Annotated in this window: 22 protein-coding genes; 3 read left to right on the top strand and 19 right to left on the bottom strand. The window is 42.7% G+C overall.

Features of this window, described 5'->3' with window-relative positions; translation table 11 throughout:
• Positions 1-25 precede the first annotated feature (25 nt).
• Together rpsI and rplM are read right to left on the bottom strand one after the other, a co-directional pair.
• On the bottom strand, positions 26-418 hold the full coding sequence (gene rpsI / locus FM019_RS08670) for a 30S ribosomal protein S9 (protein WP_143835526.1): 393 nt from the start codon (positions 416-418) through the stop codon (positions 26-28).
• Between the two features lie 12 nt (positions 419-430).
• Positions 431-859, bottom strand: a complete 429-nt coding sequence (rplM, locus tag FM019_RS08675; protein WP_143835527.1) for a 50S ribosomal protein L13 — start codon at positions 857-859, stop codon at positions 431-433.
• 454 nt (positions 860-1313) lie between these two features.
• On the opposite strand from rplM, the gene FM019_RS08680 reads away from it, so the two are divergent.
• The gene (locus tag FM019_RS08680; protein ID WP_185969230.1) at positions 1314-3416 is read left to right on the top strand and encodes a trypsin-like serine protease; all 2103 of its coding nucleotides are present in this window, start codon (positions 1314-1316) and stop codon (positions 3414-3416) included.
• A 2-nt stretch (positions 3417-3418) separates the two neighbouring features.
• On the opposite strand, the gene FM019_RS08685 is transcribed toward FM019_RS08680, so the two are convergent.
• The 13 genes from FM019_RS08685 to FM019_RS08745 all read right to left on the bottom strand — a co-directional run bounded on the left by FM019_RS08685 (position 3419) and on the right by FM019_RS08745 (position 16376).
• A complete protein-coding gene (locus FM019_RS08685) occupies positions 3419-5143 on the bottom strand; it encodes a putative bifunctional diguanylate cyclase/phosphodiesterase (RefSeq protein WP_143835529.1) in 1725 nt (574 codons plus the stop codon).
• Positions 5144-5168: 25 nt separating this feature from the next.
• A complete protein-coding gene (locus FM019_RS08690) occupies positions 5169-5594 on the bottom strand; it encodes a response regulator (RefSeq protein ID WP_143835530.1) in 426 nt (141 codons plus the stop codon).
• A gap of 4 nt (positions 5595-5598) precedes the next feature.
• Positions 5599-7137, bottom strand: a complete 1539-nt coding sequence (locus tag FM019_RS08695) for a sensor histidine kinase (protein WP_143835531.1) — start codon at positions 7135-7137, stop codon at positions 5599-5601.
• Between the two features lie 127 nt (positions 7138-7264).
• Entirely contained in the window at positions 7265-7642 is a 378-nt protein-coding gene (locus FM019_RS08700; RefSeq protein WP_143835532.1) for a response regulator, read from the bottom strand.
• A gap of 116 nt (positions 7643-7758) precedes the next feature.
• Complete coding sequence (locus tag FM019_RS08705) at positions 7759-8160, bottom strand: response regulator (protein WP_143835533.1); 402 nt, start codon at positions 8158-8160, stop codon at positions 7759-7761.
• Positions 8161-8171: 11 nt separating this feature from the next.
• Positions 8172-9611, bottom strand: coding sequence for a sensor histidine kinase (locus tag FM019_RS08710; protein WP_143835534.1), 1440 nt, complete (start codon positions 9609-9611; stop codon positions 8172-8174).
• 126 nt (positions 9612-9737) lie between these two features.
• On the bottom strand, positions 9738-10562 hold the full coding sequence (gene mazG / locus FM019_RS08715; protein WP_143835535.1) for a nucleoside triphosphate pyrophosphohydrolase: 825 nt from the start codon (positions 10560-10562) through the stop codon (positions 9738-9740).
• Positions 10540-12693 (bottom strand): GTP diphosphokinase, encoded by a 2154-nt coding sequence (gene relA, locus FM019_RS08720; protein WP_143835536.1) that lies wholly within the window; start codon positions 12691-12693, stop codon positions 10540-10542. Before relA ends, mazG begins: the two co-directional genes overlap by 23 nt.
• A 34-nt stretch (positions 12694-12727) precedes the next feature.
• Positions 12728-14173 carry a 23S rRNA (uracil(1939)-C(5))-methyltransferase RlmD gene (gene rlmD / locus FM019_RS08725; protein WP_143835537.1) on the bottom strand — a complete coding sequence of 482 codons (1446 nt, stop codon included), beginning with the start codon at positions 14171-14173 and terminating at the stop codon, positions 12728-12730.
• Positions 14166-14558, bottom strand: a complete 393-nt coding sequence (acpS, locus tag FM019_RS08730; protein ID WP_143835538.1) for a holo-ACP synthase — start codon at positions 14556-14558, stop codon at positions 14166-14168. Before acpS ends, rlmD begins: the two co-directional genes overlap by 8 nt.
• 1 nt (position 14559) lies before the next feature.
• Positions 14560-15291: a pyridoxine 5'-phosphate synthase gene (gene pdxJ / locus FM019_RS08735; protein WP_143835539.1), complete on the bottom strand. Its 732-nt coding sequence runs from the start codon at positions 15289-15291 to the stop codon at positions 14560-14562.
• Positions 15288-16007 (bottom strand): DNA repair protein RecO, encoded by a 720-nt coding sequence (gene recO, locus FM019_RS08740; protein ID WP_143835540.1) that lies wholly within the window; start codon positions 16005-16007, stop codon positions 15288-15290. Before recO ends, pdxJ begins: the two co-directional genes overlap by 4 nt.
• Before the next feature lie 90 nt (positions 16008-16097).
• Positions 16098-16376, bottom strand: coding sequence for a hypothetical protein (locus tag FM019_RS08745; RefSeq protein WP_143835795.1), 279 nt, complete (start codon positions 16374-16376; stop codon positions 16098-16100).
• Positions 16377-16473: 97 nt separating this feature from the next.
• On the opposite strand from FM019_RS08745, the gene FM019_RS08750 reads away from it, so the two are divergent.
• Both FM019_RS08750 and FM019_RS08755 read left to right on the top strand, forming a co-directional pair.
• Entirely contained in the window at positions 16474-17121 is a 648-nt protein-coding gene (locus FM019_RS08750; RefSeq protein WP_143835541.1) for a hypothetical protein, read from the top strand.
• A gap of 479 nt (positions 17122-17600) precedes the next feature.
• Positions 17601-17999: an ACT domain-containing protein gene (locus FM019_RS08755; RefSeq protein ID WP_143835542.1), complete on the top strand. Its 399-nt coding sequence runs from the start codon at positions 17601-17603 to the stop codon at positions 17997-17999.
• Between the two features lie 47 nt (positions 18000-18046).
• Here FM019_RS08755 and FM019_RS08760 read toward each other — a convergent pair whose 3' ends face one another.
• From FM019_RS08760 to FM019_RS08775, 4 genes are all read right to left on the bottom strand, one after another.
• Complete coding sequence (locus FM019_RS08760; protein ID WP_185969231.1) at positions 18047-18808, bottom strand: substrate-binding periplasmic protein; 762 nt, start codon at positions 18806-18808, stop codon at positions 18047-18049.
• A 156-nt stretch (positions 18809-18964) separates the two neighbouring features.
• The gene (gene mutT, locus FM019_RS08765) at positions 18965-19357 is read right to left on the bottom strand and encodes an 8-oxo-dGTP diphosphatase MutT (protein WP_143835796.1); all 393 of its coding nucleotides are present in this window, start codon (positions 19355-19357) and stop codon (positions 18965-18967) included.
• 77 nt (positions 19358-19434) lie between these two features.
• Positions 19435-22155: a preprotein translocase subunit SecA gene (secA, locus tag FM019_RS08770; RefSeq protein WP_143835544.1), complete on the bottom strand. Its 2721-nt coding sequence runs from the start codon at positions 22153-22155 to the stop codon at positions 19435-19437.
• Between the two features lie 115 nt (positions 22156-22270).
• Positions 22271-23173 (bottom strand): M23 family metallopeptidase, encoded by a 903-nt coding sequence (locus FM019_RS08775; protein ID WP_143835545.1) that lies wholly within the window; start codon positions 23171-23173, stop codon positions 22271-22273.
• Between the last annotated feature and the right edge of the window lie 220 nt (positions 23174-23393).

Raw genomic sequence — 23393 nt, forward strand, 5'->3', positions numbered from 1 at the left:
TTTTTGAAAATCTGAAAACGTAAAATTAACGTTTTGAGAATTGTGGACGCTTACGTGCTTTATGAAGACCCACTTTCTTACGCTCAACTTTACGTGCATCACGGGTAACAAAACCAGCTTTACGTAGAGCAGGACGAAGTGTTTCATCAAATTCCATCAATGCACGAGTAATGCCGTGACGGATTGCACCAGCTTGACCGCTGATACCACCACCAGCAACGGTGACGTATAGGTCAAACTTTTCAGTCATTTCAACAAGCTCAAGTGGTTGACGAACGATCATACGTGCCGTTTCGCGACCAAAAAACTCATCCAAAGGACGTTTATTAACAACAATATTACCACTACCTGGGCGAAGGAAAACGCGAGCGGTAGAGCTTTTGCGACGGCCTGTGCCGTAGTATTGAGTATCTGCCATTTTTCTCGCTCCTTAAATGTCTAGAACTTGAGGCTGTTGAGCAGCATGTGAATGCTCAGGACCAGCGTACACTTTCATTTTGCGGAACATATCACGTCCAAGAGGACCTTTAGGCAACATACCTTTAACCGCTTTCTCAATGATCATTTCAGGCTTGTGAGCTTGAAGTTTTTCAAAAGTCGTTTCTTTCAACCCGCCAACATAACCAGTGTAAGAGTAATACTTCTTACCTTTAGCCTTGTTGCCAGTAACAGTAACCTTCTCAGCGTTGATAACGATGATGTAATCACCCGTGTCAACGTGAGGTGTATATTCTGCTTTATGCTTTCCGCGCAAGCGAATCGCAATTTCTGTGGCCAAACGGCCCAATGTTTTGTCTGCGGCGTCTACCACATACCAGTCGCGTTTTACCGTCTCTGGCTTTGCAACAAAAGTTTTCATTATAAATTACCCGAATTCTCGAAATTGTTACCTGTTTGTTTTCTGCACCTGACAAGTCTGTATTCCAAACCATCACCTCCAGAAAACCTCTAAAATCAAACCTTTGACCCCTTCGAGCCGCTTGATTCTTCCACTTTCCCAAAGTGGGCGTAACTGGGCAGGGCGCGAATTATACAGAAGTTTGGGTAAAACGCGAGTGCATTTTGTGGTTAATTCGCGAGTTTTTACAAAAAATCACACCTCAATGAAACAAAAAGTGCAAAGTGAACGTAAATGGTAAAGACAGAGTTTACAAAGCAACAATGAAATGTTGCAGTAGAATCGTTACAAAAATGTGATTAGTCATACTAAGCGACGCACGTTATATTTTGGCAAAAGGTTTAGTGTATAACTTATCATAATGCCGTTGTGCATTAGCCGTGTCCCAAGGACCAAACGTTTATCGAGGTGTTGTATGAAGTTTTTAACTTTCGCTATTGTTGTCACAGCCATTGGCCATGTAGGGCTGGTTCAAGCAACGAGCCTACGTTCCGAGCAAATCCAGCGTGCCGCAGTTGCTGCTGTAAAAGATGATCCCGATGGCACTGCTCGAATTGTTGGAGGTTCAAATACAGATCTTGGTGATTTCCCATTCATGTCTGCATTGGTAGCAGTTAGCCAACAAATTGCGACATCGGTAAACGTTGATGGTACTGCGTATGCGTCTGATGATTTCTCTTTTGCTCCGGAAGGGAGTGCACAAGGTAGTTTGGTGTCTTGTGGCTTGGCAGGTGAAACATGCACAGGAGTGCAAGGCAGTATCTGTTTGATTGAACGAGGCGAGTTTAATTTTTCCGTGAAGGCGCTCAACTGCGAGGCTGGGGGTGGAATTGGCGCCATCATATACAACAATATTCCTGGGCCGCTCTCGAGTGGAACATTGGGTAACGATTTTAGTGGAAATATCCCTGTTGTGGCTATTTCCCAAGAGAATGGTCAAAGCTTAGAGCAATTACAAAATGCCTCTGCTTCGATAAGTGTCAGTGCTCTTGGTGGCGCTATACAAAGTTCAAGTTGTGGTGCTACGTTTCTCGGCGATCGTTGGGTGCTCACCGCAGCCCACTGTGTCGATTCTCCTTTCTCTAATCAACTAAGAGTCAATGTGGGTGAATACGATCTGCGTGATGGGGCAAATGAAGCGATTACTATTTCGCGAATTTACATTCACCCTAACTACATTGCTAACGAATTTGATTACGACGTTGCATTGCTGGAATTAACACGAAGTGTCGAAGCACCGGTTATAAATCTCGCTGATGCCGCGACAACACTTGCATTTACCAACGAAAATCGCGTAGCAAAAACCATTGGCTGGGGAGGCAGAATTGCTTATGCACCGGGTGACGGCCCGACGGGTAACTTCCCGGATATCTTGCAAGAAGTTGAACTCCCTCTGCTGACGAATACCCAGTGTCGTAATATCCTTGCTGACTCACAAAATATTTCGCCCACTTCCACAGGCGTTACTGACCGCATGATATGTGCAGCGGTAGATTTCGGAGGCAGAAGTGCCTGCCAAGGAGACAGCGGTGGCCCCTTGTTTGTTGAAACCAACAGCGGCCCAGTACAAGTCGGGATCACAAGTTGGGGCATCGGCTGTGCAGAACAAGGTTTCCCAGGCGTATACGCCCGTGTCGGAGAGCTAATGGATTTCATCGATGCTACGCGTTTTGGTGTCGGTCTCACTGGCGTGGCCAATTTTACTAACTCCCCAGTCAATAGTGGGTTTACTCAACAATATACTGTCACTAATAACTCAGAAAATTCAGTTAGTTTAGGTTTTACGCTATCAAACCAAACAGATTTTTCTGTCGACTCAACAAGTTGTACTACTCTGCTTGCTGGACAGAGTTGCCAGCTAAATGTAGCGATCAATGCGTCAAGTCCAGGGCTTAAACAAGCTCAAATCGCTGTGTCGACAGATTTAGCAGAAATCCCCACAAGTGGAATATCTATCCTCGGTTTTGCGGTAGCCAGTGCGCCGGGTTTAGAAAGTGCAGCAGGTGCCACAGAATCCGAGATCTCCCTGTTTAGTGGTGGTGATCGCATCTGGCAAGTAGATAATTCTGGGGGCGTGGTCAGTGGAAGCATTGCAGACAGACAAGACAGCATCTTAATCGCCAGAGTGGAAGGCCAAGGCACACTCCAATTTGATTGGTCGGTGTCATCAGAGGAGAATGTTGATGAACCAAGCGAACCTTTCGATGCGTTGTATTTGTTAGTCAATGGTGAACAACAAGATTTTATTTCTGGTGAAATACCGTTTACCACCGTTTCTGTTGCCTTAGACCAGGATATCAATTTAATTGAATGGGCTTATCGAAAAGATCCCGGTGTTTCTGAGGGACAAGATCAAGGACGAGTAAGAAATGTGCAGTTCACTGCTGCGCAAGCACCGGCGCCTTCACCCTCTCCTGCACCAACACCCTCACCCACTAGCAGCAGTTCAGGTGGTGGCGCGATATTGTATCTGTTATTTGGTCTGATGATGGTTTTTGTGCGTCGATTAAAATCGTAAATTTAGTGATTTAATTTTACCGAAGCCTGTTTGGAGCCAAACCAAACAGCTTCGATGTCTTTACCAGAAAGTGGCTTACCAAAGAAATATCCTTGGAATTCGGCAATACTGAGGTCTTTGCATAATGAAAATTGAAAGGCGTTTTCCACACCTTCCGCAATGACTTTTAAGCCAACGATATGAGACATTACAGACATCCCTCTAACAATCGCCATGTGACGCGCATGGCTCGGATCAGTTGGCAACATTGACTTGTCCAGTTTTACAATAGCGATAGGATAATTCACAAGGTGCGACAACGACGAATAGCCGGTACCAAAATCATCCAATGCTAGTTTGCACCCTAACACGTCTAATTGGTCAATAGTTTTTTTGGTGTTCGAATTGTCATCCAACAACGCGGTTTCCGTGATTTCCAAAGTTAAGTGTCGCGCTTCAATTTGATGTTTTTTAAGGGTACCTTTGATCACATCAAGCAAATTCTCATCTTCCAATTGTCTGGCCGATAAGTTCACCGCCATAGTTAATTCAGGATGATAATTTTGCTGCCACCGAGCGAGTGTTTCTAACGCTGTATCCAGTACCCAATTCCCTATTTCGTTTATCAGTAACGATTGTTCAGCCATTGGAATAAATTCATCTGGTGTGCATTTATGAGTGCAGCTAGGCCAACGTATGAGTGCTTCAAACCCTGTTAGCTCTTGATCTTTACCCGCTAACACGGGTTGAAAGTGCAATTCAAAATCTTTTTCTTTGGTCGCTTTTTTTAGTTCCAGTTCAATTTGAAAAGTTCGTGAAAACTGCTGCTGCATGATATCTTGAAAAAAACAAAACTGGTTGCGACCAAGGTGTTTTGCCTGATACATGGCAATATCAGCAAAACGTACCAGTTCTTTCGAGCTGTCCGCGTTATCTGGATGCAGGGCAATACCTATACTTACCCCTGTTTGTAATTTGAATTCCCTAACTGAAACAGGTTGTTCGAGCGCTTTAACAATTCTTCGAGCAACCAAGTCAGCGTCCCGAGCATGCCCTAAGTCGCTTAAAACTATGGCAAATTCATCCCCTCCGAGCCGCGCAAATACTTCTTCTCCTCGTAAACAAGCGGCTATTTTTTTCACAACCTCCTGGAGTAATTCATCGCCAAGTTCGTGGCCAAAGGTATCATTGATGTTTTTGAAATGATCCAGATCGAGAAGCAATAGAGCAAGACTAGACTTCCCACGGGTATTTTGTCTTACCGCGGTGTTTAAGCTTCGCTCGAAATGGTAGCGGTTTGACAACCCAGTTAATGAATCCGTCTCTGCCATTTCGCGCACCCGGCAGTAACTTTCAAACAACTTACTTTCCAGTTCGAATCGCTTTTGCGCTTGAAAAATGGCTCGCGTGAGTTTGGAAGCTGATATTTCATCTTTGGGAAGAAAATCCTGAGCACCAGCTTGCAGACATTTTAAGGCTAGTTTTTCATCGCCGGACGCGCTCATCATGACGATGGCTGCGTTGCCGAGTTTGGGGCGGGATCGGAGCACCTTCATCATTTCAAGACCGTTGAGATTTGGCATCATATAATCAAGCAGAACGATGTCAAACGAATCGAGTTCCAACGCATCTAAACCCTCTTGTGCCGTATTAACCTCAATTAATTTTTCTGGACTAATGTGCCGACTAATAGCCCTTTTAACAATCTCGCGATCTACTAAGTCATCATCAACTAACAAAATATTCATCTTACTCTTCCTTATCCTTCAGCAGTTACTTAGGTAGATGAACCACTTTCCAATATCCATCGAGCAAATCGATAATGTTAAGAAACGCCTTACCTGATTCGTCTTTAACAAAATACCCTGCAACGTTGAGCCGATAGCTTTCAACAATATCTTGTTCATCATCTGAGGTGGTAAGAACAAACACTACACTGTCTTGATAGTTTGGCTTCGCTCTAATTTTTTTAAGAAACTCAATGCCGTTGATTCTTGGCATTTGTAGATCGAGCAATATTACAAAGGGTTTTGTAACGAGATTTACATCGAGCATTTCTAGAGCTGCCAATCCATCTTGAGCTCGAATTATCGGATTGGCGATACGTTGCTTTGCGAACCCTCGTTCAATGCTTAGAGCATCTATGTCATCATCTTCAATCAGAAACAATGTCACTTCACTAGAGTTTGTTTGCTCCATAACTTCAGCTCCTTTCTCTTGGCCACATTAAGGTAAATTGTGTGCCAACGTCATTTGGACAACAAACCGAGACGTTGCCACGATAATAGGACAAGGTTTTTTCTACCATGGACAACCCTAGTCCACTCCCCTCTACCTGATCTCTAGGTTTTAATGTCTGAAATTTTTCGAATATTTTTTCAAACATCGACTCATCGATACCTGGCCCATCATCTGTGACAGTAATTTTGTAATGTGAAGGCAATGTGCAAGACGCAATCCAAATATTTCCATCCCGTTTATGGTGATGTTTGATCGCATTCGAGATTAAATTAGTGAGCACTAATTCTAATGGTATCCGTGGTAAGACAACCTGTTGAGAATCTACGTGGATCTGAAAGGCTTCAGGAATATCTATCAATTCACAGCAACTTGCGACCGTTTCTTTCAGATCCAAATCTTGAAACGCCTGAACATCGCGACCGATCCGTGCAAAACTCAACAAATCGCTTAACAGCCTTAACATCCGATCTGCACGGCTTTTTATCAAATCAAAATGTTTTTGGCTGAGCGCATCAAATTGGTCAGCCGCGTCTTCTTCGATAAAGGAGACTAATCGTTTAATTGCATTTAATGGCGATTTCAAGTCATGTGAAGCCACATAAGCAAACTCATCTAAATCGTTGTTAGATTTAGTCAGTTGGGCAATCAATTGCTCTTTTTCAGTAATATCCTGACTGACTCCCAAAATATAAGGTTCGCCAGACATAAGTTCAAAGCGAGTTTTTACTGTATTGATGGTTCTTATTTTACCCGACGGAAAGGTGATTTTTTCTATCACCTCAGAGCGTCCAGTTTCAAACGCAATCACATCGTTTTGCAAAAAGTCCCTAGCTTCTTCTTCGGGGTAGGATTCAAGCGTTGTATAGCCAATCACTTTATCTCTCATTTCGGGCGGGTATAAATTGATAAAGTTTCGATTAGCCAGCACTAATTTAAAGTCTTTGTCTTTAGCAAAGATGAGATCTTGATTGGTTTCGGTAATTAATTCATATAATTCCGCTAAATTAACAAGATCATTGTTTTGCTTGCGCAACTTCAATTGTGTCACGATATCTTTTGCTAAAATTCTCAAGACAGTTTCTTGAGCTGATGAAAAGGGCTCTTCCTGAGCAGCACAAACAAACAATCCGCCCAGATGGTCCGAGTCATCTACGGTCAAGGACGTACCGATTAGATGTTTGGTTGAAACAGGGAGATGTTTATCAACTTCCTTATTCAAACCTTTGAAGCTGGAGAAATCGTCAATTTGGCTAGTACCATCAGCCTGTGATACCCAATCATATAAAGCGGCTAGCTGCTCTAGTGAGAGATCAAAGTTCTTTTTGTTACATAGTGCGTAATTGACTTCACTAATCACAACAAATACAACAGCCGATTCAAACACTTGTGACGCAACCATCACTGCATCATCAAGTAGACTTTTAGTTTCTTTGAGATCTAACCCATATTGTTGTTTTTTGGAGAAGCTATCCGTCGCAAGCAAGACTTTTGATTTTAACATCTACTCGTTTCCACCAATATTAATCCCTTGACTGCTCAGTATGAGTCATTTTTTTCTCAATTGTTACTAAACTTTGGTCTAAAGTTATTGGAAAATCATTGAAGGTGAGGAGCGCTTCTATAAGTTGCTAACAGTTGATGACTTCCTGAATCTTTTTCTTAACGGCTGAAGCGCTAAAGGGCTTGCTGATCAACGCATCAATGCCTAACCCTTTGATTGTATTATCGGCTTCAGTGGTAAGTGCAGCAGTGACTAATAAATAGGGAGTAGTAGGAAATTTCTTCTTGAACACGTTAAATAACTCTAAACCGTCTAACATAGGCATCTTCCAATCGCTAATCACCAGGTCGACGTCAGTTGAATCAGCAGCGCAGAAATATTGATAAGCATCAAAACTATCATCAAACGCAATGCATCCTAGCTGTGGCAGTTCATCGACAGCGTAACATAGCATTTCAAGAGAGATGGGGTCATCGTCTATGATTACGACGTTGTAGTTAGGCATTACACATTCACAATGTTAAACAAGCGCGGAGTAGCATGCCGCTGACCGTCAAGCCAAGCAAGAGCTAAATAAGAAATCTAGACTAAAGTATATGCATGCTTTACAACGTCTTTTGTTTAGTTGCACAAAACACTTCCCATTTTATTTCTTAGTACTTCAGGAGTGGTTTCTCCTTTAACTAGATAGCCCTGAACCAAGCCAAAAGACATTGCTTTGTCGATGTCTTCTTGACGGTCGGACGAAGAGTACATAAAAATGGCAAAGTTGAGGGCGGATTGGTTGTCCAACTTTTGCAAGGTTTCCAAAAACTCAAAACCGCCCATAGTTGGCATGTTAACGTCTAGCACTATGGCTTTGGGAATTTGGACCTGATTGCTTAACCCTTTTTCCAAATACGAAAGCGCTTCTGTTCCGTCAGTGCATTCAACGATGTGTACATTCTCTATTTCTGATATTTGTCTAGATAATATGTATCGATCAATTTCGCTATCGTCGACAACCAACACGCATGAGGGCATTAGACAGCTCACTATTTGTCAAAAATTATTCTAAAAGTAGTGCCAAATTCATTTGAGGTAAAGTCTATTCGGCCATTCAATCTTATTACCGTTTTATTAACCGCTGCCAAACCCATACCAGAACCATCGCCAGATTGGGGAGAAAAACGTTGGAACATTTTGAAAACATTACCTTGTTTTTCTGTGGGGATCCCGCAGCCATTGTCCATTACACTCAAAATAAACGTGTCTTGATTTTCAACAATGCTGAGCTTTACCCAACGTTTGTCTTTGTTTGGATCTCGGTATCGAATCGAATTGTCAACGAGCTTTTCTAATATGTCTTGAATGCATGCCTCAGAGGAGATCAATGGTGATTGGATATTTATCTCGGAATGGAAATCGTATTTATTTTCCTGCATATTTCCTTTGAACAGGCGTTCTATATGTAAAAATACCTTTTTAAATTCAACTTCACTTTTGTGTATAGTTTTCTCTTTAGAATCGGTAACCGACGCTATCCCTGAAATCAGCAGTTCCATTTTCTCCATCAGTTGAGTCACTCTTTTGGTATTGAGTTTTGCTTCCTCTAATGACCCCGCTTCAATATCCTCAAGGATCAATTTGGATAGGTTTTTTGTTGACACCAATGGTCCTTTCAAATCGTGAGATGAATGATATGCAAATTGAGCAAGATCCTCATTAGCTTGCTTGAGTGACTTGCTCCGCTGCATAACCTTTTCTTTTAGGGCTTGATTAATGTGCCTTTGCTCGATTTCCGATTCGATTCTCTTTTTTGCTTCAATGAGAAGCGTTTTTAGCTCGCCCGATACCTTGGACCCGATCAATTCTTCAATATCTGTTGTATCACCTTGTTTTTTGAGAAGTTCGATAGCCGAATTGATAGACCCGGTTATATTTCTTGACAGCCAAGTGATAAATGCAACATTAAATAGAGAGATGAATACTACAAGAGGGATCATAGAGGCGATTACAAACTTTACAGTTTCGGTAATTGGCTTTTCAAATTCGTAGGAGTTTTGCGCAAAAACTCTCGCTCCCTCCAAGAGTCCTTCTACAAATAGTTTTTTGTCGATATGTTGATTTCGGTATTGCTGAATTAACAGCAAAGTGGCCTCAACGTCTTTAATATCTTTTTTGCAAAGTTCCAGAGCATAAGAAGTGCCTATCATTGACATGATAAAGCGATTGAGACGGTTTACCTGCTCTAAACATTCAACAGGTTGCGCCCGAATATTTTTCAAAGTGTTTTCTATCACAGGAATAGGAATGTCTTGACCATTTGCGTACGCATGGATGTGCTCGGAGAATTCAATACTGTATTTTAAATGCAGAGAATTGAGTTGATGAAACTTTGCGCCTTTAGAGACTTCGAACACAGCCCAAAGGGTGATACTAACCTCTAACAAAGTCAAAACGACGATGATTAACAGTTTATGCGAAATCTTCAATGAAAAAGTACTTATGCGTTAATAATATGGCTAACTATATTGAGCCGCGGATTATGGACGAAATCGACATAATGACAATTAGACTTTAGATTAACGTTACAGGTGCCAATCAGAGAATGCACAAGGTTAAGAACTTTGTTTAATAGATTGCCAAACGGCTTCCATTTCCTCTAACGAAGCGTCTTGCAAGCTTACATTTTTTTCTGATAAATCGTTTTCAACTGCTCTGAAGCGTTTTTCGAATTTAGCATTTGCTTTGCGTAAAGCACTGTATGCGTCGACTTTGGCATGTCGGGACAGGTTGACGATGGCAAAAAGTAAATCACCGATTTCTTCTTCGATTCGGTTCTGATCCAACGGGTTTGTTTTCAGTTCAGCCTTAACTTCGTCTAACTCTTCTTCCACTTTGGCCAGCACAGGTGCTACGTCTGGCCAATCAAAGCCCACTTTGGCACATTTTGTTTGTAATTTATGCGCACGAGTAATGGGAGGCAATCCTTTGGGGACATTCGCTAAGATGCTGCCATCAACAAGCCCTCCCTTCTCTTCTCGCTCTTGACGTTTAATCGCTTCCCAGGAAAGCTCTAAATCGTCTACTGCTTGGTTTGCAAAAACGTGAGGGTGACGGCGGATGAGCTTATCAGCCACTGCACCAGCAATCGCTTCAAAATCGAAATGGTTTTGCTCAACACCTAATTGCGCATAGAACACTATTTGAAAAAGCAAATCGCCCAATTCGTCTTTAACATCCTGCATATCACCATTTTCGATAGCATCAGCGACTTCATATGCTTCTTCTATCGTATGAGGAACGATACTTTCAAAGGTTTGCTGTTTGTCCCAGGGACATCCGCTTTGTGGATCACGGAGTTGTTCCATTACACGTAACAGACGGTCGACGTTTGGAAAACTTCTTGGTCGATCCGAGTTATTTGTCGAGTCGTTTGACATCCGACACCCCTTTTATTTGACGCAGTTTCGCAGTGACCCGTGACAAACTATTGAGATCTTTCACCTCAAGGGTTAGCTTAATCTTAGCAGTGTGATCTTTGGTATTGCTCAGGCTATTAACGCCCAGTAAAGTCACTTTGTCGTTGGCAAGTATCGTAGTGATGTCCCGTAAAATGCCGTCTCTGTCTACGGTGTAAACATCGAGTTCGGTAAGAAAACTACTGAGTAGATCATTTGACCAGTTAACGTCAATTTGCCGCTCTGGATGCTGCTCTATTAGTCTGGCGAGTTGCTCACAGTTTTGGCGATGCACACTCACACCTCGCCCAAGGGTAATGTAGCCATGGATTGGGTCCCCTGGCAAAGGTTGACAGCACTTGGCAATCTGACTCATTAGATTTCCGATCCCTTCGACTGTAACGCTGTCTTTGCTTGGTTTACTGGGCCGTGACGTGGTTTTTAATCTTGGGTCAATTTCTGGTGCGGGGGCCTCTAATTGCTGAAGATAGTGCACAACTTGCATGATCCGAATATCACCACCACCGACCGCTGCATGGAGATCATCCACCGACTGCATATTGAATCGTTCAATAGCATTTTTCAGATCTTTTAATCCCAATCCGACTTTACTCAACTCCCGCTCAAGCAACTCCTTCCCGGCCTGCTGATTTTTGTCTTTGTCTTGTTTTTTGAAAAACGTATGGATCTTTGCCCTTGCTCTAGACGAGAAAACATAGCCAAGACCCGGGTGCATCCAATCACGACTGGGATTTAGATTCTTTCCGGTCAATACTTCGACCTGATCACCGGTTTGCAACTGATAGGTAAAAGGCACAATTCGCCCATCAATTTTGGCGCCTATGCATCGGTGCCCAACATTACTGTGCACATAATAAGCAAAATCTAAAGGTGTAGAGCCAAGAGGTAAATCAATTACATCCCCTTTGGGTGTGAACACGTAAACACGATCATCAAATACCTGACTACGCAATTCTTCAACCAAATCACCAGACTCGGCAACCTCTTCCTGCCAAAGCAGAATTTTACGCAACCAGTTTATTTTCTCTTCATAGGCCGACCGCTCAGTACTGACACCCTCTTTATATTTCCAATGCGCAGCAACACCTAATTCGGCGTCCTGGTGCATTTGTTGGGTGCGAATCTGGATCTCAACGGGACGCCCCTGCGGACCAACAATAACCGAGTGAATGGATTGATAACCATTGGGTTTGGGCGTAGCAATATAGTCGTCAAATTCATTAGGGATGTGTTTGTATTGGGAATGCACGATCCCCAAGGCGCCATAACAATCTTGCAAACGTTCAGCAATGATCCTCACCGCCCGAATATCGTAGAGCTGTTCAAAATCAAGGTGCTTTTTCTGCATTTTTTTCCAAATGCTATAGATATGCTTGGGACGACCATACACCTCAGCTTTAATACCGTTTTGATCAAGCTTTTGCTGCAAACTCGATACAAAGTCTTCAATATATTGTTCACGGTCGGCGCGACGCTCATCAAGAAGCTGGGCGATTTGTTTGTAGGTCTCTGGATGTAAATAGCGAAAGGATAAATCCTCAAGTTCCCACTTGAGCTGACCAATGCCCAGGCGATTTGCCAAAGGTGCATAAATAGTTGCACATTCGCGCGCTACCAGAACGCGCATTTCTTCGTTTTCTTGTTTAATTTTCTGCAGTGTGCAAATGCGTTCAGCCAACTTAATTAATACTGTCCTGACGTCTTCAACCATCGCCAGTAGCATGCGCCTGATATTATCAATTTGGGTTTCATCAGCTTTATCACCAGAAGTAGCATGTAACGATTTGATCGCATCCATTCTTCTAACACCGCTTATCAAATGCCGAATTCCCGGACTAAACTCTTCCTCTATTTGTTCATCATCAAGTTGGTGCAATTCGCAATAGGGGTAAACTAAAGAGGCTTGCAGGGTTTCATCATCCATATTCAATTCATGGAGTATTTCTACCATTTCTTGACCTACTAAAAGGATCTCTGGCGACTCAGAGGTTTCTCGTAGCTTTTGTTTGGTCGCGTCAGACAAATTCAGGCTGTCTAGCCATTGCTCAAATGGCGGACGTTCGGGCTGATGAACTTTTCGAATGGAAACCATATTTTATGCCGTTAAGGTTAGTTCGCTTGACGTTTTATTGTTTAGGCACAAACAGTGCCATCAATTCAGTATGCGCGGTTTGTGGAAACATATCCATCAGACCTATTTTACTAATTTGATATTTGTGTGCGAGTAATTTAGCCGTGTCTCTAGCAAAGGTGGCAGGATTACAGGATACATAAAGAATGTGTGAAGGCTTTCCTTGCACAATAAGATCGACGGCTTCACCCGCACCATCGCGTGCAGGATCAAGTAACACTTTATTAAAGGTTAACAGTTCGTCTTTGCTTATTGCTTTTGCATTATTCAGATCAGCTTGCCAAAATTGACAATTAGAAATGTTATTTTTTAGTGCGTTTTGTGTGGCCCGTTGCACCATTTCAGCCACACCTTCGACACCCACTACAGTTTTACATTGGCTAGCCATTGGCAGACTGAAATTGCCAATTCCACAAAATAAGTCAAGCACGTTATCTTCAGAATCCAACGACAGCCAGTTGCATGCCTGCTCTATCATCTGTCTATTAACGCTGTCGTTGACTTGCACAAAATCGTTAATGTTTACCGCCAGTTCGATGTCATTGGGTACATCAAAAACCAAAGGCTGGTCTGTCAGGTCTGCTAGTGTAATCTGATGATGGTTATCTTCGTAGGCTAATTGAATTTGATTCATCCGCGAAAACTCAGCCCATTTGTCTTTGTCTTGTTGATTGAGTGATTTTGTCACTCGCAAGCAGACTTGGATACCCTTGCTTCCCTCAAACATTGAAACGTGGCCAATTGCCGACGGATTATCTAAGGTCGCCATGACATTCTGTAGCGGCTCGATTAAGTGCTGTAAAGCGGGGGTTAATACCTGACATTGCTGAATAGAAAATATTTGCTTACTACCAGATTGTCGAAAGCCCAGTTTTATATCTTGGCGATTTCTGGCATCCACCGACAAACGGGTTTTACGCCGATAACCTGTCGGCTCAGCGTAAAGAGTTGGGCTCCAATGAAGTTGGCCAACGAGATCGCCAATGGTCCGATGCACCGACTTCTTTATTCCCCGCGTGGACAATGATCCTTTTTTCCGTTGCCCAGTTTGACCTATACTGTGGATCAACGGAGTGTGCAAAATTAGTTGCTCAATCGATGTTTGTTTCATCGAACACACTGAATCGGCTGATACGTGCTGAGTTTGGCAGCCGCCACATTGATTAAAGTGCTGACAAAAAGGAGTCGTGCGAGCTGGGCTTGCTTGTATAACTTTTTTCAGTTCTGCTCGACAAAAGCGGGCTTTTTGCTCGCGGATCACTATCTCTACTTTTTCACCTGGCAAAGCACCTTCAACAAAAATTACCGGTTGATGATCGCTAACGACACCAATTCCGGTGTGCTCAAGAGAGTTGATTTCTACGCACATTGTTTTACCCACCAATTGATTAGCCTGGTGGGATTTAGTTGTTGAGGGTTTTACCTTAAAAAGGTTAGCCATCTAGCGTATTACCTTCTAACAGTACTGTGGCGACAGCATAATGCTGCTCATCAGAAATGGTCACTAAAGCGTGAGTGATACCGCGCTGCTCGCACATTTTTTTGAAAGCCCCGGAGTAATTCAACTTGGGCTCTCCGAGCTCACCATTGGTAATCTCTAACTGTTGCCAACCGATACCGTTACCAATGCCAGTTCCCAATGCTTTGACCGCCGCTTCTTTGGCGGCAAACCTTTTGGCCAAGTAACGTTCAGGGAACTTATGCTGTTGATAGATGGAAAATTCTGTCTCTGTCAAAATACGGCGGGGCAAGCGCTCGGATTTAATTACTTGTTGTTGCAATCGGGCAATTTCAACAATATCCGTACCTAATCCTAAAACGGCCAATTTAGTTTCTCGCTTCCAACATTAATTGTTTCATATCACGCACCGCTTTATCTAAACCGTCAAAGGCAGCACGGGCGATAATTGCATGGCCAATGTTCAACTCTATGATCTCAGGTAAAGCAGCAATAGGTTTGACATTATGATAGTGCAAACCGTGTCCTGCATTAACCTTTAAACCAATAGAGTCTGCGTAGGAAATACCTTTTTTAAGTTTCTCTAATTCGACTTGCATCTGTTCTTCGCTTTTTGCTTCAGCGTATTGCCCTGTATGAATTTCAATATAGGGTGCACCTGCCTCCTTGGCCGCATCTATTTGAGCCAGTTCGGCATCAATAAACAGCGACACAAGAATATCGTCAGCAGCTAAGCTGTCACAGGCACTACGGATTTTGTCGAGATTTCCTAACACATCCAAACCACCTTCGGTGGTCAACTCTTCTCGTTTTTCAGGCACCAGGCAGCAAAACTCCGGCTTTGTTTGTGAAGCAATAACCAACATTTCTTCGGTCACTGCCATTTCTAAGTTCAACCGAGTATTGATGGTGTCTCTTAGTAGGCGAACATCTCGATCGTTAATGTGCCTGCGATCTTCTCTTAAATGCACAGTGATACCGTCCGCTCCAGCTCGTTCAGCGATATCAGCAGCGTGCACAGGATCTGGGTAATGTGTTCCTCTGGCATTGCGCAGTGTTGCAATATGATCAATGTTCACACCCAGATAAATATCTTTCATTTTGTTTGCTCCATTTTTTGGAATAATTCTCTGCTTTTTAGAGGTTTGTCGCCAAGTAAGGGTTTTAGTGCCATCCGTGTCACACGTTTGGCTGTGCTCAGGCTTTCCTTGTCCCATTCGTATCTGGCAGCCTTTAGTACGCTCTCACCACTGAAACGGTTTTTGGATTTATCTGCATTTGCTAACAATTGAAATCCCTGCTCCAAGGTAAAATAATACTCGCCATTTGGTTCAATCTCAGTGTTTGATTGCAGGTCTTCATGCCAAGAAAAACCGTAACCTAAATCGGCCAATAAATGAATTTCAAATTCACGCAGGACCGCTTCCATCGACTGGTTTTCAGACAATCTGAGCACACTGGCTAAATACAGATCATAGGTGACAGGAAACGCTATGTCAGCAGGTAACAATCGATTTAGCAATTCGTTTAAATACAATGCGCAAAATAGTGCATTGCCTTGCAAGGTAAATCCACGACCATCGCTTTCTACCTGTACCAAAGTTTTTAAATCCGATTTTCCGCTAAACACAAGCTGCAATGCCTGAAAAGGTTGTAACAAGCTTTTCTTTTCTTGGCTTTTTGCACTTTTCCCGCCATGAACACCGCGACAAACCGCGGATAGTCGTCCATGTTCTCGGGTAAAAAAGTCGACAATAGAACTTGTTTCACGATAGGGACGACGATGCAAGACCACACCTGTTAGGATATTTTGCATACTGTTAAGCATTACTCGGCATTATTCAAAAACACTTCATGTTGGCTTTCAATTGAGCTGCTAGAGCTGTTAACTTATCTGGTAGTCTATTCAGGCAACCTTAATCCTAACGACTTTCATCACCTCAAATTCTAGGCCCGCTATTTCTTCAGTAATAGGATAATAGGTCAGGTTTACCAAGCTTCCGTTAAGATTCTTATAGGCCTTTTTACGGCGAAATTTGAAGGGTATTTCGTAGCCTTCAATCATAATTGTATTGACGATCCAATCATCATCTTTGCGCTGGACATGAGAAACAACTTTCATATCTTCTGAATGCACCAAATTTTGGTGCTTTTCCAACATTTTCTTTACCGGAGACTTAGCCATAGTAGAATTCATCTGTAAACCAACTTGCATAATAACATTTACGCAGGCAAATTGGTGCCAATGTGAATATCAAATAGAAAAAAGGACTTCCATACCGATGAGAAGATGGGCAATTGTTGTGGTGATAGCCTGTGTATTGGTCACTACAGGGTGCGACACTGAGTCCACAAAAACGGATTCGATGCTTTATCGCGAAGCAGCGATCCGGGACGCGCAAAAACCGCTTAAAAAAGCCTTTAAGATACTGGATCAAAAAATCAGAAGTAATCCTAAAGACAATTTAGATGTTCTCCTTATCGCGCAAAACGCGATGGTCGAATCTCGTCAAATATACAAAAAGAATAACATCGTCAATTTTGAAGATGACAAACTCACGGAGTTAGAAAATTATTTCGAATCGCTGCAACCAGAGTTGGTGGAATTCGCGTCTGACTTACTTATAAACGTAGTAAATCGAACCGAGCTATTGCGCACACAAATAGAAGAAGCCAAGACGCAGCCCTACAGTGCCAGAGGAAATGACACCTCACAACTCGTCGATTTTTTAGGTCAGAAATATAATGAAGACGTGAAAAGCTGTTGTTTGCAAAAGTTGTCGCAGATCGATCAGCTCCTGCAACGAGAAGCAGCTCAGTATCGTGAGTTACTCATTCTGATCCGCTCGATAAATTCCGAACTGGGTAACGTCATTAAAGAAAAAGGCTACGCAAATAAACTAAAAAGGCGGATCTTAGCCATAACATAACCGTTTGCTAGGGGATTTTGATTTAAAGACAGAGGTAAATGCATTGACACTGCTAGGATAATTAAAAATAATGGGGTTTCAATGCTGAAGTGAGGACGACCTCACCGCTCTATCTCATTCGGGGACGACTCCAAGATGGAGTTGTGTTATGTCTTGGTTTTATCTTGTTCTTGCGGGTATTTTCGAAGCTGGCTGGCTTATTTCAATTATCAAATCCGAATCCTTTTCCAAACCTCAATTTATTGTAATTGGCGTTTTATCTACGGCTCTGAGTCTAACGCTATTTTCAATCTCGTTATATTAGATCCCAATTACAGTGGCCTACTTAGTTTGGTTAGCCGTTGGCGCGGTGTCATTGGTGTTAAAAGATGTTTTTGTCAATGGCACACCTATTTTAATTCAACAATTGTTCTTTATATCGCTGATAGTAATTGGCATAGTCGGTATAAAAGTCAGTCTTTAGTCAGGAGCAAATCGACGTGTCGGGTGAGACTAATTTAGATATTTTGTTGAAATCGATGAGCCCTCAATTGAATGAGGGCGAATTTGTTTTTGTATCCATTGAAAATGGCCGTTATGGGCAGTTAGGTGAACTTGCCCCTATCGCTATGTTTATGGAAACCGAAGGCATGACCCTTGTTGTTCCAAAATCAACTGCCGATGACAGTGGGTTTAGCTACAATTCAACCTTTTGCTGCATTACGTTGACGATTCACTCTAGCTTAGACGCTGTGGGCTTAACTGCGGCATTCGCCAGTAAGCTAGCTGAAAAAGACATCAGTGCGAACGTCATTGCCGGTTACTACCATGATCACATCTTTGTTCAGAGTGAAAAGTCAGAGCAGGCAATGAGTGCACTGAATGAATTCAGAATATAGTGTATGGTTTTACCGCCGTAGCGAATCGTGAAGGTCTATTAGATGGCTTATTGTAATTTCCACTTTTGCATGATGCGCTGATATTCACCGTTTGCTTTAAGCGCAATTATGCCAGTTTGAAGTGTCTCAACCACTTGGGCATTTGTGTTAAGACCGGTTGCCATTTCTAGCTGAAAATTAAGCTCCTCAACATCGTAAATGGGTTCGATTTCTGAAGCATCGAGGCCAACACTCTGTATTTCATATTTACCTGTTTGTACATTGGCAATGACCATATCTATTCGACCTTTAAACAACATGGTCCAAAGCTGTTCCGTGCTCGATACTAACGCCAAGTTATCGTTTTCGATAAACCCCCTCTTTAAAAGGTAATTGGCGGCCCCGTAGCCGCGCACAGACCCCACTAAAAACTGTTTAGCTTGTTCGATACTTGTTAGCCTAATGTGTTTGTTTTTTGCCAGACGTATAAATGATGCACGCACCGAATGTACCTCGCCCAACCATTGAAAAAGAGGTTCTCTGCTACTGGTACGAAGTGCTGAAATGAGAATGACATTTGGTTCGTTTGCGGCTTGATGAATAGCTCTGGCCCACGGCAAATGTTCAATAGTGGCATTGACTTGTGTGAGTTCAATTAACGATTTTGCTAAATCAAAATTAACACCTTGAGGCTCACCATTTTCATCAAGCCAATAATAAGGAGCCGCTATTTCGCTATAAAACCTAAGAATGTTTGGCTCATCGGTCGCTTTTACTTCGAAACCAATCAAGGCTAGCAACACAACTAAGCCTTTTCGAATAAAAAACAAAATTAATCTCCTGAGACGAAGCTCTATACTGGAAATTTCTAAATCGCCTACTAGTTAGGTGGTTCAATCGAATTTATTTAGAGGAGTACATACTATTGTGGTATCGGAGCAACAGCAATTATTTATGCAAATTAGTCTTAATGCCGGATTTAAACACTAATCTTGTTCGGTCTGGAGCTTTTTAATTATCCCTTTGTTAGCTTCTGGAAAACTTAACCTATGCAACTCGTCAATTCTGACCCATTGAGTAAGCTGTCCTTCCATGCCTGTTGGCTCCCCTTCAAATCCATCAATAATGTGAATGTGCAATCTGACATGTTTGTCGCCATAGTCATGTTCAATCAACATAAACTCAGATTGCGAATGCACTATAATACCCAATTCTTCATTCAGTTCACGGCACATGGCGTGTTCGACCGTTTCGTCTGATTCGACTTTTCCGCCTGGAAATTCCCACAGACCGCCTTGATGTAAGTCATCTGCCCGTTTACTAACAAAAATTTGGTCGTTGCGCTGAATAACTCCCACGGCAACATCCACTATTTTCATCATTGTATTTCCTTTCAAATTTGTGACATAAAAAAGGGACAGTGCAAAAGCTGTCCCTGTTTCTTAGCGTGTTCGGGCTAACTTAACTTGCCATGACACTGTTTATACTTTTTACCTGAACCACAGGGGCAAGGATCGTTTCGCCCAACCTTAGGTCCCTCGCGCACTGCCGTTTTCGGGCCTGCAGCTTGGTCCTGAGATTCTTGATTAGGTGATTCATGTTCGTAGTTTTTGGGCACTTCATCTGCTTGACGGCGTTGTTCTTCAACTGCATCGACGTCAGATTCCGCTTTAACACGAACTTTACTTAAGATGTTGATCACTTCAACTTTTAGGTTTTCCAACATTTCGGAAAACAGCTGGAATGACTCACGTTTGTATTCCTGTTTCGGATTTTTTTGAGCGTAGCCACGTAAATGAATACCTTGGCGTAAATGATCCATAGCCGCTAAGTGTTCTTTCCAAGAGCTGTCGAGATTCTGTAACATCACGGCTTTTTCGAACTGGCGCATGACATCCGGCCCGACTGTTTCTTCTTTTTGCTTGTAGGCCGTTTGCACTTCACCCAAAATGCGCTCACGTAGTTTTTCTTCAAAGAGTTTGTCGTCTTCGTCAAGCCACTGTTGAATCGGCATTTCCATTAAGAAATCACCTTTGATCCGCTCTTCCAATCCTGGAACATCCCACATTTCTTCTAGAGATTGTGGCGGGATGTACTCGTCAATCATACTGCTGACGACATCTTCACGAATCGCATCAACGGTATCGCTAATATCACCTTCATCCAATAATTCGTTTCGTTGTTCGTAAATAACTTTACGTTGATCATTGGCCACATCATCGAATTCAAGTAGCTGTTTACGAATATCGAAGTTGCGTCCTTCAACTTTACGCTGAGCATTCTCGATTGCTCGCGTTACCCAAGGATGTTCAATGGCTTCGCCTCTTTCCATCCCTAGACGTTTCATCATGTTGCCCATCTTTTCAGAGGCAAAAATACGCATCAATCCGTCTTCTAAAGACAAATAGAATCTTGATGAACCTGGGTCACCTTGACGACCAGAACGACCCCGTAATTGATTGTCGATTCGGCGAGATTCATGGCGCTCGGTACCAATAATATGCAAGCCACCAGCATCAAGTACTTTTTGGTGATCTTCTTCCCACTGAGCCTTAATTTTTGCTACTTTTTCTGGCTTGGGATCATTGATTTTGGCTAACTCAGACTGCCAATTACCGCCCAATACAATATCCGTACCTCGACCAGCCATGTTAGTAGCAATTGTCACAGCACCTGGACGACCAGCCTGAGCGACGATATCAGCTTCACGTAAATGCTGTTTGGCGTTAAGTACTTCATGTTTAATTTTAGCTTTACGCAGTACACCGGACAATAATTCAGAATTTTCAATCGAAACCGTACCCACCAAAGTAGGCTGTCCACGCTTAACACAATCTAAAATATCTTCAACAATGGCTTCGTATTTTTCCTCAGCGGTGAGATATATCAGATCAGCTTTATCATCACGGATCATCGGCTTATTGGTTGGAATAACTACCGTTTCTAATCCATATATATGATTAAATTCAAATGCTTCAGTATCCGCCGTACCTGTCATGCCAGATAGTTTTTCGTATAATCGGAAGTAATTCTGGAAGGTAATCGAAGCAAGCGTCTGGTTCTCGTTTTGGATCTTCACACCTTCTTTTGCTTCTACAGCCTGGTGCAAACCCTCAGACCAGCGACGTCCTTCCATCGTGCGCCCAGTGTGCTCATCGACGATGACAATCTCATCATCTTTAACGATGTAATCGACGTCTTTGCTAAACAGTTTATGAGCACGCAGCGCCGCATTGACATGATGTAAAAGAGAGATATTTGCGGCGGCAAATAAAGAATCCTCTTCAGACAGAATTCCCTGACGTTGCAAAATTTCTTCAACGTGGATCTGGCCACGTTCAGTTAGATGGATCTGTTTACCTTTTTCATCGATGGTAAAGTCACCTTCACCTTCACGGCCTTGCTCATCACCTTCTTTATCTTCTTCAGCTTGCTCGACAAGTTCGGGGATAATCACGTTAATTTTTCGGTAAAGTTCAGCATTGTCTTCTGCCTGACCTGAAATAATCAACGGTGTGCGAGCTTCATCAATCAAGATTGAATCGACTTCATCGATAACCGCAAAATTTAAACCGCGCTGGACGCGGTCTTGAGGGCTAAATGCCATGTTATCTCTGAGGTAATCAAAGCCGAATTCATTGTTTGTCCCGTAGGTGATGTCGGCGTTGTAGGCATCTTTTTTGTCTGCGTGAGCCATACCCGGTACGTTACATCCGACTGTCAGCCCCAAAAATTCGAATAAAGGTCTACTCCAATCAGCATCACGTTTCGCAAGGTAGTCATTAACGGTAATGACATGTACACCCTTGCCAGATAAACCGTTTAGATAAGCGGGTAACGTCGAGGTAAGGGTTTTACCTTCACCTGTACGCATTTCAGATATCTTACCCTGATGAAGCACTTGGCCACCAAGCATCTGCACATCAAAATGACGCATTTCAAAGACACGTTTGCTGGCTTCGCGAACAACAGCAAATGCTTCGATAAGCAAATCGTCTAACGTAGCGCCATCGTTCAAGCGCTGCTTAAATTCAGCGGTTTTGCCTTTTAATTGCTCATCGCTTAAAGCTTCATACTCAGCTTCAAGGGCATTGATTTGTTCAACACTCTTATTGAGTTTTTTTAGGAGGCGGTCGTTTCGACTACCAAATATTTTTGTGAATATGCTCGCAAACATGGATTTACAGCTTCCAATCTATCAAATTAAAACTACTTGCTTCATTGCAAAGTAGCGAAAATAACACAATCGGCTCCAAATGGAGCCGATTGTCTAATACTGATTCACGCGACGATTATCGTCGGTAAACAAACGGTAGAGGGTCTTGTTGCTTGCCATTGCGCAATACTTCGTAATGCACATGTGCACCAGTTGAACGTCCAGTACTGCCCATCAACGCAATTTCTTGACCACGGGTAACGACATCCCCAATCTTAACACTTAGCGCTTTGTTATGACCATAGCGAGTGATCAATCCGTTACCGTGATCGATCTCGACGAGATTTCCATAGCCATATCGTTCACCTGACCAAGTGACCAATCCAGCGCCAGTCGCTACTACAGGCTCACCTTCATCACCAGCAAAATCGACACCTTTGTGCATCGCTGGCATTCCGCTAAAGGGGTCCTTACGCATGCCATAATAAGATGACAACCAACCAGACTTAATAGGACGACCAATTAACTCCACTTGATCGTTGATATGGTGATTGAGCATGATAGATTCAAGGGCTGAAAGTTCTTGGGTTTTTGAAGCCAGTGTATGTTGCAATGATTCAATTCGGTTAAGCATCTCGTGCTCACCTTCAATTTTTATCACTGCGTCCATCAGCGGGCCGCCAGTGGCAGGGATATCATTAAAACTAAATTCGTCTTGCTTCAAGCCGGCTTGGTCAACAAGTTTGCTGCCTAATGCATTGATACGATGAATCTGGCCTTCAACATCCGCCAACTTCAACATGATCCCAGATAGCTGTTCCTGGGTAGCAGATTTGAGTTGGTCGATTTCTTTTTGCTGCGTAACAAAACCATTTTTAGCAAATTCAATTCTGGCTTTTGTCTCATCAACCTGATGTGCTGTGCGGCTGGACAGGGATAACAATCCAAACACAAATACACACCCAACAACTAAGCGACGCTTGCCTATCTTGTAGGAGAATTCTGTGGATTTGCCTTTGTAATGCAGTGTTAAACTCATTAAATCATTTTCTCTCAATCTCGAACCGGCCAGCATTCTAAACAGATTGCTGTCAATTGGGTAGTAAATTTAGGTATCCTGCTGCAACCCGATTGATTGTTTTTCATACAATTCTATCGACCTTGGAACCGAAAATCCTTAATGCAAATTTGTTCTTCAAATCAGCAGTATAACAATACCTTGTAAAACATAAGGTTATCAAGGTATTTGATGGATAAAC

The organism is Aliiglaciecola sp. M165 (assembly GCF_007197995.1).
GTDB lineage: Bacteria > Pseudomonadota > Gammaproteobacteria > Enterobacterales > Alteromonadaceae > Aliiglaciecola.

Excerpts from the sequence above, each read along its gene's own strand:
- FM019_RS08695 (WP_143835531.1), bottom strand. The coding sequence starts at position 7,137 with ATGTTAAAATCAAAAGTCTTGCTTGCGACGGATAGCTTCTCCAAAAAA.
- FM019_RS08690 (WP_143835530.1), bottom strand. The coding sequence starts at position 5,594 with ATGGAGCAAACAAACTCTAGTGAAGTGACATTGTTTCTGATTGAAGAT.
- rplM (WP_143835527.1), bottom strand. The coding sequence starts at position 859 with ATGAAAACTTTTGTTGCAAAGCCAGAGACGGTAAAACGCGACTGGTAT.
- FM019_RS08680 (WP_185969230.1), top strand. The coding sequence starts at position 1,314 with ATGAAGTTTTTAACTTTCGCTATTGTTGTCACAGCCATTGGCCATGTA.
- pdxJ (WP_143835539.1), bottom strand. The coding sequence starts at position 15,291 with ATGAAAGATATTTATCTGGGTGTGAACATTGATCATATTGCAACACTG.
- mutT (WP_143835796.1), bottom strand. The coding sequence starts at position 19,357 with ATGAAAATAGTGGATGTTGCCGTGGGAGTTATTCAGCGCAACGACCAA.
- FM019_RS08700 (WP_143835532.1), bottom strand. The coding sequence starts at position 7,642 with ATGCCTAACTACAACGTCGTAATCATAGACGATGACCCCATCTCTCTT.
- rlmD (WP_143835537.1), bottom strand. The coding sequence starts at position 14,173 with ATGGCTAACCTTTTTAAGGTAAAACCCTCAACAACTAAATCCCACCAG.
- secA (WP_143835544.1), bottom strand. The coding sequence starts at position 22,155 with ATGTTTGCGAGCATATTCACAAAAATATTTGGTAGTCGAAACGACCGC.
- rpsI (WP_143835526.1), bottom strand. The coding sequence starts at position 418 with ATGGCAGATACTCAATACTACGGCACAGGCCGTCGCAAAAGCTCTACC.
- FM019_RS08705 (WP_143835533.1), bottom strand. The coding sequence starts at position 8,160 with ATGCCCTCATGCGTGTTGGTTGTCGACGATAGCGAAATTGATCGATAC.
- mazG (WP_143835535.1), bottom strand. The coding sequence starts at position 10,562 with ATGTCAAACGACTCGACAAATAACTCGGATCGACCAAGAAGTTTTCCA.
- FM019_RS08775 (WP_143835545.1), bottom strand. The coding sequence starts at position 23,173 with ATGAGTTTAACACTGCATTACAAAGGCAAATCCACAGAATTCTCCTAC.
- relA (WP_143835536.1), bottom strand. The coding sequence starts at position 12,693 with ATGGTTTCCATTCGAAAAGTTCATCAGCCCGAACGTCCGCCATTTGAG.
- recO (WP_143835540.1), bottom strand. The coding sequence starts at position 16,007 with ATGCAAAATATCCTAACAGGTGTGGTCTTGCATCGTCGTCCCTATCGT.
- FM019_RS08685 (WP_143835529.1), bottom strand. The coding sequence starts at position 5,143 with ATGAATATTTTGTTAGTTGATGATGACTTAGTAGATCGCGAGATTGTT.
- FM019_RS08745 (WP_143835795.1), bottom strand. The coding sequence starts at position 16,376 with ATGGCTAAGTCTCCGGTAAAGAAAATGTTGGAAAAGCACCAAAATTTG.
- FM019_RS08750 (WP_143835541.1), top strand. The coding sequence starts at position 16,474 with ATGAGAAGATGGGCAATTGTTGTGGTGATAGCCTGTGTATTGGTCACT.